Genomic DNA, 15,051 nt, shown 5'->3' with positions numbered 1-15,051 from the left:
GCCACGCCGCGACCACGTCGGCCGCGGCCAGCGCCGCGTGCGCCGAGGAGGCGGCCGTGGCCAGGTCGGCGGCGACCGGGCCGATGATGACCGGACCGGGCCCGTAGGCCGGCAACAGGGCGTCGACGGCGTCGAGCAGGGCACGGCCGCAGCCGGCGGCGCCGGGCCGGGCCGGCCGCCGCGCGGCGGCGGCGGCGGTCACGAAGTCCCCGCCGACGATGACGACCAGCCGTTCGTGGTGGACGCCGGTGAGCACCTCCAGGCCGGCCCCGCGCCCGAGGCGGTGGACCTGGTCGACGACGACCTCGGGGGAGCGGTCCGGGGTGTCCCCGACGATCACCGCGACGGACGGCGGGTTGCGCCAGCCCAGCGCCGCCGCGCGTGACGGCAGCGCCCGCTCCACCTCGCCGCGCACGACGTGGTCCACGACGAGCGCCTCCAGCCGGGCGTCCCACGCGCCCCGCTCCTCGGCGGCGCGGGCGTAGACGACCGCGCCGGCGAAGGCGATGTCGCGGGAGTAGCGCAGCACGTCGGCGAGCAGCCGCTGCTCGTGCTCGGGGCCGGCCAGCGCGGGCACCTCGGCCTCGATCGCCTCGACCGCCACCCGCACCAGTTCGACCAGGCGGCGGAAGGTCACAGCCCGGACGAGGTCACGGGGAGCGACCCGGAACACGTCCCCGGACAGCTCCCGGGCGTGCTGGGGACTCCGGCACCACTCCACGAACGAGGAGATCCCGGCCTGTACCACCAGCTGGATGTCGGCCCGGTGCCGGGCCGACATGGGCGTGAACCAGGGCAGGACCTCGTGCATGCGGGCCACCGCGCGGCTGGCGAGCATGCCGCTGGAGCGTTCGATCCGCCGGATGACGTCCTCGACCGCCGGGTCGGCAGCGGGCGACGGAGTGGCGTCGGCGTCCGGCAGCGGCCGTGTCACCGCCCACCATTGTCGGTCATTGTTTTCTCCATCGGTTTTCCCGGGGCCCCGGGCGGCGTGCGCGGGGCCGCCGGCATATGTCCGGCGCCGGTGTGCCCGGTGCCGGTATGTCTGAAGTTGGCCTGTCTAGAGCTGGTCGTTGAAGCGGCTGGTCCAGTTGTGGACGTTCGCGACGTATGCTCGCGTCTCGGCGAAATCGGGAACTCCGCCGGCATCGCGGACAGCCGCGGGTCCCGCATTATAGGCGGCCAGGATCAACGAGACACGGTCGCCGGGCAGTTTCTGGACGAGCTGGGCCAGGTGGGCGTCGTAACGCGCGGCGGAAAGGATGGCGTCCGCCGGTTCCAACGGGTCGGCCGCGCCGTCGGCATTGCCGTCGACACCGAACTGTTCCCAGGTGCCGGGCAGGAACTGCATCATGCCGCGGGCACCCGCGCGGGACACCGCGTCGCGGTTGAACTTGCTCTCCACCCGGGCCTGGGCCGCGAGCTGGGCCGCGGTGAGGACACCGTAGACCGCCGCGGCGTTCTGGAAGAGGGGGATCAGGTCGCGCGGGACTCTTGACGCCGACCGGGAGGAGATACTCTCCCCACAGCTGGTGAGGACCGTGCTCAGGCAGGTCGCGGCCACGAGCAGGACCAGTATCTGCGGGGCGCCGCACGACGGGTGCCGCCGGGAGGCACCGCGTACCCGCCAGGACCGGCCGGGCCGGTGGTACGGGCGGGGCGGTGTCGCGTCCACCACCCCATTGTGCTGGGTGGTCCGGCCGGCTGTACGGGCCCGGTAACACCGGTTGGTGCCAGCGGTTCGCATGGGATGTCCGCCGCCCCGCTCAGCCGGTCAGGTTGGCCCGCAGCGAGCGGAGCGCGTCGTCGGGCACGCCGGCGTGCCGGGCCCACCCGGCCGCGCCGCCCCAGGTGTCGTCGAGCGCGGTGAGGAAGCGGCTGATGACCTCCGGCCGGCAGCTCATGCCGTCCGCCCTGGCGCCGCTGCGGGCCCGGTCGTAGGTGGGACGCCTGGCCAGCCGGCGGTCCACCCGGTCGATCCGCTCGTTGCTCGCGACATAGTCGGCGATGACCGCGTCCCGTTCGACCCCGGCGATGTCGAGCACGACGGCGGCCAGCACGCCTGTGCGGTCCTTGCCCGCGGCGCAGTGGAACAGCGCCGGCAGGCGGCCGGGGTCCGCGAGCAGCCGCAGGGCGCCGGCGACCGCGTCGGGTGCCCCGCGCAGGTAGTCGAGGTAGTGCTCGACCCGGTCCTGCGAGGCGCGGTCGGCGACGATCAGGGGGTAGCGCGGGTCGTCGGCCATCACGAACTCGCCGGGGAGGAACGACAGGTTGTGGTAGGCGACATCCTCCTCCGCCAGCGGGCCGCGGCCCTCCCGGGCGATCTCCGCCGCGGCGCGCAGATCGAGGACCGTGCGCAGGCCATAGTTGTTACGTAACGTAACAACATCGTCCTTGGTCAGCTCCTGGACGGTGTCGGCGCGCAGCAGTTGTCCCGGCCGTGTCGACGCTCCGTCCCTGGTCGGTAGCCCGCCGAGATCCCGGACGTTGTCGGCGCCGACGAGACTGAACCAGCGATCCACGCGATGACGATAACCACTGGAATACCCCCACGAGTGGGGAACGCCTCATCCGCCCACCCGGCCGGCGCCCGTCCGCCCTGGTGAGGGCCTGGTGGGGGCTGGTGGACGCGCGCCGGCAGGCATCGGTCACAGGTCGTTGCCGACCACGCTCGGTGTCTCCGCCGCGCGCGGCCGGGTTTCCCGCTGCCGGGTTTCCCGCGGATGCGGCTCGGCGGGGTGTGGCAGGGCCGGGAGCGGCCTCGCGAGCTGGCGCAGCGTCGTGCGCAGCACCCCGGGATCCCCCCAGGGCGCGAGCGCGCGGACCTGCTGCCGGTCGATCGCCGGCGCGGACACGTACGAGATCAGGGGATGGTGGCGGCGGATGTCGCGCTCGTCGTCGTCGAAGAGGTCCTCGTGCAGCTTCTCCCCGGGGCCGAGCCCGGTGTAGACCACCTCGACCGGCCGCGGGCCGCGGCCGGCCAGCCGGCTGGCGACGTCGGCGATCCGCACCGGCCGGCCCATGTCGAGGACGAGGACGTCCCCGTTGCCGCCCAGGGCGCCGGCCTGGACGACGAGCTCCACCGCCTCCTCGACGGTCATGAAGTAGCGGGTGACGTCCGGGTGCGTGACCGTCAGCGGCCCGCCCGCGGCCAGCTGGCTGGCGAACACCCGCAGCACGGAGCCCTGGCTGCCCAGGACGTTGCCGAACCGCACGCTGACGAAGACCCCGCCGTGGGCGCGCGCGGACATCCCGGCGGTCAGCCGCTCGGTGATCCGCTTGGAGTAGCCCAGGACGCTGGTCGGGTTCGCGGCCTTGTCCGTCGAGATGTTGACGAACCGTTCGACGCCCACCGACACGGCGGCGTCCAGGACGGTCATCGTCCCCCACACGTTGGTCTTCACCGACTCGCCGGGGAAGCGTTCCAGCAGGGGCAGGTGTTTCAGCGCGGCGGCGTGGAAGACCACCTGCGGCCGGTACCGGGCGAACACGGCGTGGACGGCCTCGGCGTCGCGGATGTCGCACAGCACCACCGTCTCGTCGTCGGTGGCCGCCCGGCCGTGGATGGATATCTGGACCGCCCGCAGCGCGGACTCGTCCCGGTCCAGCATGACCAGCTCCTGGGGGCGGTAGGGGTACAGCTGCCGGCACAGCTGCGAGCCGATCGAGCCGCCGGCCCCGGTGACGAGCACCCGCCGGCCGGTGACGTAGCCGGCCACCGAGGCGACGTCGGTCTGGATCCGGTGGCGTCCCAGCAGGTCGGTGATGTCGATGTCGCGGATGTCCTGGACGCCGACCCGCCCGTCGATGAGGTCCGCGACGCGGGGGAGCACCTTGACGGTCAGGCCGGCGTCCTCGGCGAGATCGGTGATCTCCCGTAACAGCGCGGCGTCGGCGCTGGGGATGGCCACCAGCAGGGTGCGGGCGCCGGTCTGGCGGGCGACCGTGGCGATGGCCGCGCGCCCACCGCGCACCCGTACGCCGCCGAGCGCCAGGTTCCAGGTGCCCGGGTCGTCGTCGAGCAGGGCCACCGGGGTGTAGGGGCTGTCCGGGCTGCCCGACATCGACGCCAGCACCCGGTCGGCGCCCTCGCCCGCGCCGAAGACGATGACCGGTTCGCTGCCGGCCCGCTGCCGCCGCCGGCGGCGCTGCCCGGCCAGCCGCCACAGGTACCGGACGCCGAACATCAGGACGAGCCCGACCGCGCCCGCCAGTGGGAGGAGCCCGGCCGGCATCCCCTCGGAACGGCCGAGGGCGACGTCGACGACCACGGCCCCGGCCGTCGTGGTCGCGACCGCGCGGACCAGCGCCAGCACCTCGTCGAAGCCGCCGAAACGGTAGCGGCCCAGATAGAGGTGCCCGGCGGTGCCGGCGAAGTACAGCAGGCAGACCGCGACCGTTGTGATCATCCAGAATTCGCCGTCGGTCAGCGGGGACGAGCTGAAGCGGGCGAGGTAGGCGGCACCGAACCCGGTCACCAGGCAGGCGGCGTCGAGCCCGATCTGCAGCCCGACGTGCCGGCGCAGGCCGCCCCGCAGCAGCCGCTCCCACAGCGGCTGGTTCCACGGCGGCTGGTTCCACGGGGGGCGGCTCCACGGCGGCCGGACGCCCGGCGTCACCGGTGCGGCTCCCGGCTCGCCAACGGCATTCTGTTCGCGCATGACTCCATAGAGTAATAACTACGGATGGTGACTGTACAGATGTACATCGAGTATGTTGGTTGCTCAGAGTGTTGATATGATTACCGGAATACATCTCCGGGGAGGGCTGGTCCGCTGGTGGAACTTCGGGAGTACGTCAGAGCGCTGCGCCGGGGCTGGCCGCTCATCGTGGTCTGCGTCCTGCTCGGTGGCCTGTTCGCGGCGGCCGTCTCGTGGCGCCAGACGCCGGCCTACGCCGCCGTGACGACCATGGTGGTCACGTCGTCGGACACGACCGACAGCGCCGCGGCGGCCTATCAGGGCGGTCTGCTGTCCCAGCAGCGGGTCAAGTCCTACGCCGATCTGGTGGCCAGCGACCGGGTCGCCGCGGCCGTCGTCGACAGGCTGCACCTCGACGAGAGCCCGCAGCGGCTGCGCGGCCGCATCCAGGCGCAGACCGTCCCCGAGACCGTCCTGCTGCGGGCCGTGGTCACCGACACCGACCCCAACCGCGCCCAGCTGATCGCCGACACGGTCGGTGAGGTCTTCTCCCAGGCCATCGCGCAGATCGAGACCCCGTCCCCGGACAAGGCGCCGCTGGTCCGGGTGAGCGTGTGGGAGAAGGCGAAGACGCCGGCCAGGCCGGTATCGCCACGGCCCGTGCGGGCCGTCGCGTTCGGCGTGCTGGCCGGCCTGCTCGCCAGCGTCGCCGCGGCGGTGGTGCGGCAGCGGTTCGACACCAGGGTCGCCACGGCCGCCGACATCACCGCGGCGAGCGGGCTGGCGGTCCTGGGCACGATCGCCTTCGACGCGACCGGCGCCCAGTCTCCCCTGATCGCCGCTCAGGACGGGCACTCGACGAACGCCGAGGCGTTCCGGCAGCTGCGGACCAACCTGCGCTTCGTCGACGTGGACACCCCGCCGCGCACCATCCTGATCTCCAGCTCGATGCCCGACGAGGGCAAGACGACGACGGCCTGTAGCCTGGCGGTCGCCCTCGCGCAGGCCGGCGCCCGGGTGGCGCTGGTCGAGGGCGACCTGCGCAAGCCGTCCTTTGGCGACTGTCTCGGGGTGGAGACGGCGGCCGGCCTGACCTCCGTGCTGATCGGCACCGCCGGCCTCGACGACGTGCTGCTGCCCTGGGGCGACGTCGACGGCCGGCTGTACGTGCTGCCCAGCGGCCCGCTGCCGCCGAACCCCAGCGAACTGCTCGGATCCCGGGGGATGAGCGACCTGCTCGGCGAGCTGTCCGCCCGTTTCGACTTCGTCCTGATCGACACCCCGCCGTTGCTCCCGGTGACCGACGCGGCCGTGCTCGCGGCCCAGGCCGACGGTGCCGTGCTGATCGTGCGGGCCGGCCGGACCCGGCGCGAACAGGCGGTCAGGGCCGTGGACGCGCTGCGGCTGGTCGACGCCCGCATCCTGGGCGCCGTTCTCACCATGGTCCCGGTCAAGGGGCCGGACGCCGTCTACGACGCCTATCACGCCTACGGTGGCTACGCTCCGGCCGACTCGCCCCGGGCCTTCGAGGAGCGTCCGGCGCTCGTCCCGGCCGTGGCCCGTCCCGGTCGCCCGGGTGGCGGCCAGCCGGGAGCCGGCGGTCCGCGGGCCGAACTGAGAATCGCGGCACAGCACCAACCGTACGACGATCTCGCCGGCGGCCGCGACAGCTCCACGGCGAACGCGCGTGGCGACCGTGCCCCGCTGGGTGACCCGTTGCGTGACCCATTGCGAGACCAGCTGCGAGACCCGTATCGGGAGCGGCATCACCGGGCCGGTGGCACGACCGTGGCTCCGGCCGGCATCGGACTGGCCACCGAACGCCCGGCGGGCCTGACCGACGGCGCCCCGGCCGACGGCGCCCCGGCCGACGGCGCCCTGACCGACGGCGCCCCGGCCGACGGCGCCCTGACCGACGGCGCCCTGACCGACGGCGCCCTGACCGACGGCGCCCTGACCGACGGCGCCCTGACCGACGGCGCCCTGACCGACGACGCCCTGGCCGGCAGGCTGGCCGACGGCCGGGCGGACAGCCTGCCGGACGACGCGACGACACCGTTGACGCTCAACGCGCGGCCGGCCGGCTCCCACCGGCGCAAGCGCGGCCGGTGACACCGGCCGCCGTGGGCCGCGGACACGACGGGCCAGGATGCCGCCCACTGGGTGAAACCGACTGGACACCCAATGTTGTGGACACGGAGAGCAATAACACATATACTCTTCGTGTTCATGCGTCAACGGACTTGTCCGGAATCCGGGCAGGGGGAGTGCTTCCATGAGGTTTCGCACGTTCGCAGCCGCACTGCTTATGGGGGGTGGGCTGGCACTGAGCACGGCGGTGGATCCGGCGGCGGCCACATATACCGGCGCGCCCGTAGACCGTCCCGACAGCCCTGGCCCGCTCGGCGTAGCCACGGTCAGCGCACGGTCGGTGGCCGTTGGCGAGTCGGTGCTCTTCGGCGGCGGTGGTTTCGTCCCGGGCGCAACCATCACCGTACGGGTCAACGACGGCACGGCCGGTACGGCAACAGCGGATGACCAGGGCAGCTTCAGCCTGCGGCCGCCGGCCTTCACCGCGCCCGGCGACTACGTCATCACCGGCACCGGCCCGTTCGCGGCTGATCCCGGCCTCGGGCTCCCCGCGGGGCTCGCGCAGGGGCTGCCGGGTGGGTCACCGGAGGGGCTGCCGCAGCGCACGGTGGCCGCGACCGTGACCGTGACCGACCCGTCCGCCGTTCTCTCCACCGGTCTCGCCGCCACCGGGCTCGCCGCCACCGGGCTCGCCGCCACCGGGGATCCATCCGCTGACAGGGACGGCGACCCGCGTGTCGGGGTGGCCGTCGGCGGCTGGGGCAGCCCCGACGGCGGTGCCGGCGGCGAGGACGGCCCCCGCGGTGGCATCGGCGTCGCCTTCGGCGTCAGCGGTATCGGCGGTGACGGTGGTAACAGCGGCGGCGGCGACACGGAAGAGCCCGCGCCCGGTGGCGGCGGTGGCGTGGCCGTCCCGGTGGTGCTGCCCCCCGTGCCCGGTGGCGGCGACCCGGTGGCCGCCGGCCGGGAGCCGGTCCGCCCGGCCGGCCAGGAGTATCCCAGCACCGGGGGGCTGCCCTTCACCGGCGCCGAGACCGGCGCGATGGCGGCGATCGCCGCGGCGCTCGTCGGCGGCGGTGTGATCCTGCGGGTCGCGGCCCGTCGCCGCCGCCCGGGGACGACGCCCGACGAGCTCTGAGGTGAGGCGGGGCCGCCCGGCGCGCGCGGTGCGCCGGGCGGCCCGACGATCGTGTCCTGTCCGCTCGACTGGCTACGATGGGCCATCGGCGCCTGGCCGGCACATCCGGCATCCGCATCGCGCGCCGATGGAACGTCGATGGCGCGTCGTCCGCCGGGCAGGAAGGCTGGAATGAAGTCCGCTGAGATCGCGAGCCGCTGGCTGCGCTATTTTGCCGACCGGGGCCACACGGTCGTCCCGTCGGCCTCCCTCATCGCGGACGACCCCACCCTGCTGCTCGTCAACGCCGGGATGGTCCCGTTCAAGCCGTACTTCCTCGGCGAGGTCGCCCCGCCGTACACCCGGGCCACCAGCGTCCAGAAATGTGTGCGGACCACCGACATCGAGGAGGTCGGCCGTACCACCCGGCACGGCTCCTTCTTCCAGATGTGCGGGAACTTCTCCTTCGGGGACTACTTCAAGGAGACCGTGATCCCGCTGGCCTGGGAGCTGCTGACCACCCCGGTGGCCGACGGCGGCTACGGCCTGGCCGAGGACCGGCTGTGGGTGACGGTGTACCTCGACGACGACGAGGCGGCCGACATCTGGCACTCCAAGGTCGGCGTGCCCGCCGGCCGCATCCAGCGGCTCGGCATGGAGGACAACTTCTGGTCGATGGGCGTGCCGGGCCCGTGCGGGCCCTGCTCGGAGATCAACTACGACCGCGGTCCGGCGTTCGGCGCCGAGGGCGGCCCCGCGGTCAACGGCGAGCGGTACCTGGAGATCTGGAACCTCGTCTTCATGCAGTACATCCGCGGCGAGGGATCCTCGAAGAAGGACTACCCGATCCTCGGCGACCTGCCCTCGAGGAACATCGACACCGGCCTCGGGCTGGAGCGGCTCGCGGCCATCCTGCAGGGCGTCGACAACCTCTACGAGATCGACACCTCGCGGGTGATCCTCGACCGGGCGTCCGCGCTGACCGGCGCCCGCTACGGCGCCGAGCACCGTTCGGACGTCTCCCTGCGGGTGGTCGCCGACCACGTGCGCACCTCGGTGATGCTCATCGGTGACGGGGTGCTGCCCGGCAACGAGGGGCGCGGCTACGTGCTGCGCCGGATGATGCGCCGCGCCATCCGCAACATGCGCCTGCTCGGCGCCCATGACGCGACCATGCACGAGATGGTCGACGCCACCATCGAGGCGATGGGCCCGCAGTATCCGGAGCTTGTCACCGACCGCGTCCGGATCGACTCGGTCGCCACCGCCGAGGAGGCGGCCTTCCTCCAGACGCTGCGCACCGGCACGTCCATCTTCGATCTGGCCGCGAGCGAGACGAAGAAGGCCGGCGCCAGCGTCATCCCCGGCGAGCGGGTGTTCCAGCTGCACGACACCTACGGCTTCCCGGTCGACCTCACCCTGGAGATGGCGGCCGAGACGGGCCTGACCGTCGACGAGGAGGGCTTCCGCCGGCTCATGGCCGAGCAGCGGCAGCGCGCCAAGGCCGACGCCCGCGCGAAGAAGACCGGCCACGTCGACACCTCGGCGTACCGGGACGTGCTGGCGGCGGCCGGCCCGTCGGTGTTCACCGGATACGGCAGCGGCGCCGAGGAGGCGCGCGTACGGGGGCTGCTGGTCGGCGGCGCGGCGGCCCGCGAGGCCGCGCAGGGTGACGACGTCGAGATCGTGCTCGACCGGACGCCGTTCTACGCCGAAGGCGGTGGGCAGCTCGCCGACGCCGGTGTCATCCGGCTCGCCGACGGCACCGAGATCGAGATCCTCGACGTGCAGAAGCCGCTGCCCGACCTGATCGTCCACCGTGGCCGGGTGCGCACGGGGGGAGTCACTCTCGGCGCGGACGTCCAGGCGGAGATCGACCCGGCCCGGCGGGTGGCGATCTCGCGTTCCCACAGCGCCACCCACCTCACCCACCAGGCCCTGCGGGACGCCCTCGGCCCGACCGCCGCGCAGGCCGGCTCGGAGAACTCCCCCGGCCGGTTCCGCTTCGACTTCTCCTCGGTGGCCGCGGTACCGCCCTCGGTGCTCGCCGATGTGGAGGAGACCATCAACCAGGTGCTGACCGAGGACCTCGACGTCCGCGCCGAGGTCATGGACATCGACCAGGCGCGCCGGACCGGCGCGATCGCCATGTTCGGCGAGAAGTACGGCGAGCGGGTCCGGGTCGTCTCCATCGGGGACTACTCCCGCGAGCTCTGCGGCGGCACGCATGTCCGCCGCTCCGGTCAGCTCGGCCTGGTCAAGCTGCTGGGGGAGGCCTCGGTCGGGGCCGGGGTGCGGCGGGTGGAGGCCCTCGTCGGCCTGGACGCCTACCGCTACCTGGCCCGGGAGGCCGTGCTCGTCTCACAGGTCACCGAGGTGCTCAAGGCCCCGCGGGCGGACGTGCCCGAGCGGCTGTCCCAGGTGCTCGGCCGGCTGCGGGAGGCCGAGAAGGAGCTGGAGAAGCTGCGGGCCGCGCAGGTGCTGGCCATCGCGGGCGATCTCGCCCGGGCGGCCGAGGACGTCGGCGGGACCGCGCTGGTCACCCACCGGGCGCCTGACGGCACCGGCGCGGACGACCTGCGCAAGCTCGTCGTCGACATCCGTGGCCGGGTGCCGGCGGACCGCCCGGCCGTCGTCGCGGCCGCGGCCGCGGCCGGTGGGCGCCCGGTCATCGTGGTGGCCACCAACGGCCCGGCGCGGGAACGCGGGATCCGGGCCGGGGAGCTCGTCCGCGGCGCCGCGAAGATCCTCGGTGGTGGCGGCGGCGGCAAGGACGACCTCGCCCAGGGCGGCGGCAGCAGCCCGGACGCCATCGCGGACGCGCTGGCCGGCGTCCGGCAGGCGGTGGCCCAGCGGCAGGCGGTTGTCAACGGCTGACACGGCCCCGCGGAGTGGGTGATTCGTCCCTTCCGAGGTGAACGTCACAGCCGGAAACTCGGATCGGGTCTCCTTCGTTCTTCAGGGTGCAACAACTAGTTACTGCACGTGATGGCCCCGCCAGTGGCAGGGCCATCACCGACAGGGCTTGGACTGGCGGTCGGGTGCGGGCGGGCGCCGCCCACGGGCTGGCTTCGACAGGGGCGCGGCCCTCTTCGGCGACCCCTTCGAAGCCGTTCCATCGCGACAGCCCTGTCCGGTGCCGACCCGACCCCGAGGAGCGTCGCGTGACCGTCTCAGACATCCCGTCGTCACCATCTGCATCATCGTCATCACAGCACAGCCATTCGCCGCCCGGTGCGCCGGAAGGCGCCGGGCACGGCCGGGCCCGCCGGCGCCCGCTCGTGCCCGCTACCTTCCGGCCCGACCTGCAGGCGTCGCTGGTGGTGTTCCTGGTCGCGATGCCGCTGTCGCTGGGCATCGCGGTCGCCTCGGGCGCGCCGGTCGCCGCCGGCCTCATCGCCGCCGTGGTCGGCGGCATCGTCGCCGGCCTGCTCGGCGGCGCGCCGTTGCAGGTCAGCGGTCCCGCGGCGGGGCTGACGGTCATCGTCGCGGGCCTGGTGTCCAGCTACGGCTGGCAGGTCACCTGCGCGATAACCGCCGCCGCGGGCGTGGTGCAGATCCTGTTCGCGGTCAGCCGCGTCGCCCGCGCGGCGGTCGCGGTCTCACCCGCGATCGTGCACGGCATGCTCGGCGGCATCGGGCTGACCATCGTCTTCGGGCAGCTGCATGTCGTGCTCGGCGGCGAACCGGAAAGCCACGCCCTGGACAACATCGCGACGCTGCCCGGTCAGATCATCGACAACCACAACGCCGCGACGCTGATCGGTGTCGTGACGATGGCGATCATCCTGCTGTGGCCCCGGTTGTCCAAGGTGCTGCCCAGGCAGGTGCGGGCGATTCCCGCGCCGCTGGCCGCGGTCACCGTCGGGACCGCCGTCGCCGCCGCGTTCCACCTCGACCTGCCCCGGGTCGACCTGCCCGGCTCGATCCTCGGCTCGCTGTCGCTGCCGCGGTTCCCGGACGCCGCCTGGGGCGGGATCATAGTCGGCGTCCTCGCCGTCGCCGTCGTCGCGAGCGTCGAATCCCTGCTGTCGGCGGTCGCGGTGGAGAAGCTCCCCGGCGCGCGCCGTCCCGGACAGCGCCCGATCAGCCTCAACCGTGAGCTGTTCGGCCAGGGATCGGCCAACATCCTCTCGGGCCTCGCCGGCGGACTGCCGGTCACCGGTGTCATCGTCCGTAGTTCCACCAACGTCGCCGCCGGGGCGAGGACGCGGGCGTCGGCCGTCCTGCACGGCGTGTGGGTGCTGCTGTTCGCGGTGTTCCTCGGCGGGGTGGTCGAGTGGATTCCCCTGGCGGCCCTGGCCGGGCTGCTGGTGGTCGTGGGGATCCGGCTGGTCGACATCTCCCATCTGCGCCATGTGCGCCGGCACGGCGAGCTGCCCGTGTACGTCGTCACCCTGGTCGGTGTCGTCGCTCTCGACCTGCTGCAGGGCGTCGCGCTCGGCCTGGTCACCGCGCTCGGCCTGATCCTGCGCCGGGTGCTGTGGTCCAACATCCACCTGGTCCGCTCCGGCGAGCTGTGGCAGGTGGAGGTCGAGGGGACCCTGAGCTTCGTCTCCCTGTCCCGGCTGTCCCGGATCCTCGGCCGGATCCCCCCGGGCGCGCCCGTGCTGATCGAGCTCGTGGTGGACTATCTCGACCACGCGGCGTTCGAGCATCTGCACTCCTGGTGCACCGACCACGAGCGGAGCGGGGGGAGCGTGACGGTCGACGAGATCGGTCACGCCTGGTTCCGGCCCGCCCAGGACGCTCCGGCCGGCCGGCGCCGCACCGTCGTCCCGCACCTGCCCCGCTGGTTCGCCCCCTGGTCGCAGTGGCAGGAGCTGGCCGCCGCGCACACCGGCTCCCAGGATGTCGGCTCCCAGGATGCCGGCTCCCGTGACACCGGCCCGCGGGACGCCGGCATCCAGAGCGGTCATCAGGCCGATGCCTCCCCGGCGGCCGGTCCCGTGCGGACGGCCGGAACAGGTACCGACGGCCGCGGGCTCGCGGCTGGTCACGCGCATCCCGTCAGCACGATGCTCGTCGGCGTGGCCGAGTTCCACCGCCGGGCCGCCCCGCTGCTGCGTGACACCCTCGGCGGGCTCGCCGAGGCGCAGCGCCCCAGCGCGTTGTTCCTGACGTGCGCCGACTCCCGGGTGGTGCCAAACATCATCACCAGTAGCGGCCCCGGTGATCTCTTCACTATCCGTAACGTCGGTAATCTCGTCCCGCCTGGCGCCTCCGAGCCGAGCGCCAGCATCGCGCCGGGCAGCGACCTGTCCGTGACGGCCGCGCTGGACTACGCCGTCAGCGTCCTGAAGGTTCCCTCGATCGTGGTGTGCGGGCATTCCGGGTGCGGCGCGATGCACGCACTGCTCTCCGGCGACCTCGACGACGAGCCGGACTCCGCGCTGGCGGGGTGGCTGACCCATGCCCGCGGGGCGCTGGCGCGCATGCCGCTGCCGGGTACGGAGGGACTGTCCCCGCTGGAGCAGCTGGGCCGGGCGAACGTCGTCCAGCAGCTGGAGCACCTGCGCGCCCATCCCGCCGTACGGGACGCCCTGGAGCAGGGCCGGCTGCAGCTCGTCGGCCTCTACTTCGACATCTCCGTCGCGTACACCTGGGTGCTCGACGAGGAGTCGGGCTACTTCGTCGACCCCTCGGAGGTGCTGACCGTGGTCGCGCCGCATCGCCGCCGGGCCTCCCGCCGCTGGGACGCGCCGGCCTCGGCGGCCTCGACCGGCCCGACGACCGGCCCGTCCACGGCGCATCCGCCGTCGGCGCCGCACACCCGAGGGCCCGGAAAAACGCTCCTCGACGGCCATCGCGGCCGTCGCCGCCGTGGCACCCCGGCCTGAACGGTGAAATCGAGGTAAAGCACGGTGACATCGAGGTAAGACATACGGCCTTCCGCGGGAAGGCCGCGGTCGGCCGGTGGGCCTTCTTCCGCGGGAAGGCCGCCGGCCGACCGGGCCCTTGTACCGGTTTCGTGCGGGCCGTCGACCCTGACGAACGTCCCGGCCCGTAATCGATACTGGATGGTATGCGTATTGTGGTGTTCGGCAGCGGAGCGATAGGAACGCTGCACGCCTGGGCGCTGTCACGGGCCGGGCATGACGTGAGCATGCTGGTCCGTCCGGAACAGCTGGCCCGCTGGTCCGACGGGATCAGCCTGCGAATTCTCGATGTGCGGGGCAGACGTCGCCGGGAGGTCGTCGAAGGCTTCCGCCCGCGCGTCGTCACCGAGCTGCGCCCCGCGGACGGAACCGACCTGGTCGTGCTCGCCGTCCGGCACACCCAGACCCCGGACGTCCTGCCGGAGCTGGCGCGCAGCCTCGGCTCCGCCACCGTGCTGTTCCTGAACAACAACTGGCGCGGCCTTGACCTGATAGACGCCCACCTGGGCAAGGACCAGTACGTGCTGGGCGCGCCACGCGGTGGCGGCGGCATCATCGACAACATCCTCGACGGTGCGCTCGAGGGCGGGATCATGCTCGGGTCGAGCGTGTCCGGGCACGCGCTGTACGGCCCGGCGACCGACACCGCCGAGCAGAACCTGGGCCGTCTCGTGGCGCTGTTCGCCGAGGCCGGTTTCCGGCCGGAAATCCATCCCAACATGGAACACTGGCTGTGGGTGCATTTCGCGAGCACCGCCGCGTGGATATGCGGTGCCGCCCGCGCCCGCGGTTTCGAGCCGTTCACCCGGAGCAACCGGGCGGTTTATGACGCGCTGCACGCCGGCCGCGAGGCCATGCAGATCTGCGCGGTGCGCGGCGCCGACGTGCGTATCGCGCAGGATGCGCGGCCGTTCCTGCTGCCGCCGTCCACCGTCACCCCGGCGGTCCGGCTTATGCTCCGTGGCGAACTGCTCCAGCGCGTTTCGGTGAATCACGGCCGGTACGCTCCGGTGGACCTCTACGAGATCTATGACGATCTCGTACGCACGGGGGAGCGGCTCGATATCCCCATACCCTGTCTGTTGTCCTACCGCGCCGACGTGGAACGGATGGTGGAACTCGCCCCCAGCCTGTGACCGGCACACCCACCGCTCATCGGAACCGGTTGGCGACGAGGGCGGCGACCGGGGGGATGAGCGCGGCGACGAGCATCATCGCCAGCGCCGCGGGCACCGACACCAGCCGGACCACACTGCCGGCGAGCACGAACAGCGTGACGCAGACGGCCATCATCGCCAGATACCGACGGCGGGCCCCTCGTTCC

At 73.0% G+C, this 15,051-nt stretch carries 10 protein-coding genes; 5 read left to right on the top strand and 5 right to left on the bottom strand.

Going from position 1 to position 15,051, the window contains the following annotated elements:
- From NBW84_RS14630 to NBW84_RS14615, 4 genes are all read right to left on the bottom strand, one after another.
- Positions 1-934: PucR family transcriptional regulator (locus NBW84_RS14630; RefSeq protein ID WP_250285281.1), on the bottom strand; the 934-nt coding region annotated here is incomplete at its 3' end.
- 126 nt (positions 935-1,060) lie between these two features.
- Positions 1,061-1,747: a lytic transglycosylase domain-containing protein gene (locus tag NBW84_RS14625; RefSeq protein ID WP_445548516.1), complete on the bottom strand. Its 687-nt coding sequence runs from the start codon at positions 1,745-1,747 to the stop codon at positions 1,061-1,063.
- Positions 1,748-1,766: 19 nt separating this feature from the next.
- Positions 1,767-2,522 carry a tyrosine-protein phosphatase gene (locus NBW84_RS14620; RefSeq protein WP_250285280.1) on the bottom strand — a complete coding sequence of 252 codons (756 nt, stop codon included), beginning with the start codon at positions 2,520-2,522 and terminating at the stop codon, positions 1,767-1,769.
- Positions 2,523-2,648: 126 nt separating this feature from the next.
- Positions 2,649-4,661, bottom strand: coding sequence for a polysaccharide biosynthesis protein (locus NBW84_RS14615; protein ID WP_250285279.1), 2,013 nt, complete (start codon positions 4,659-4,661; stop codon positions 2,649-2,651).
- 117 nt (positions 4,662-4,778) lie between these two features.
- Between NBW84_RS14615 and NBW84_RS14610 the strand changes: the two genes are divergently transcribed.
- From NBW84_RS14610 to NBW84_RS14590, 5 genes are all read left to right on the top strand, one after another.
- Entirely contained in the window at positions 4,779-6,752 is a 1,974-nt protein-coding gene (locus NBW84_RS14610) for a polysaccharide biosynthesis tyrosine autokinase (protein WP_250285278.1), read from the top strand.
- A gap of 163 nt (positions 6,753-6,915) precedes the next feature.
- Entirely contained in the window at positions 6,916-7,869 is a 954-nt protein-coding gene (locus tag NBW84_RS14605) for a hypothetical protein (RefSeq protein WP_250285277.1), read from the top strand.
- Between the two features lie 171 nt (positions 7,870-8,040).
- Positions 8,041-10,725, top strand: coding sequence for an alanine--tRNA ligase (gene alaS / locus NBW84_RS14600; RefSeq protein WP_250285276.1), 2,685 nt, complete (start codon positions 8,041-8,043; stop codon positions 10,723-10,725).
- 287 nt (positions 10,726-11,012) lie between these two features.
- On the top strand, positions 11,013-13,688 hold the full coding sequence (locus tag NBW84_RS14595) for a SulP family inorganic anion transporter (protein ID WP_250285275.1): 2,676 nt from the start codon (positions 11,013-11,015) through the stop codon (positions 13,686-13,688).
- A 185-nt stretch (positions 13,689-13,873) separates the two neighbouring features.
- The gene (locus NBW84_RS14590; RefSeq protein ID WP_250285274.1) at positions 13,874-14,863 is read left to right on the top strand and encodes a 2-dehydropantoate 2-reductase N-terminal domain-containing protein; all 990 of its coding nucleotides are present in this window, start codon (positions 13,874-13,876) and stop codon (positions 14,861-14,863) included.
- 16 nt (positions 14,864-14,879) lie between these two features.
- On the opposite strand, the gene NBW84_RS14585 is transcribed toward NBW84_RS14590, so the two are convergent.
- Positions 14,880-15,026 carry a hypothetical protein gene (locus NBW84_RS14585; RefSeq protein WP_445548721.1) on the bottom strand — a complete coding sequence of 49 codons (147 nt, stop codon included), beginning with the start codon at positions 15,024-15,026 and terminating at the stop codon, positions 14,880-14,882.
- Positions 15,027-15,051 lie beyond the last annotated feature (25 nt).

This window comes from Protofrankia sp. CiP1_Cm_nod2, assembly GCF_920664355.1.
Classification (GTDB): domain Bacteria; phylum Actinomycetota; class Actinomycetes; order Frankiales; family Frankiaceae; genus Protofrankia.
The sequence above is the reverse complement of the archived record's forward strand: the minus strand, read 5'-3'. Positions and strand labels throughout refer to the sequence as shown.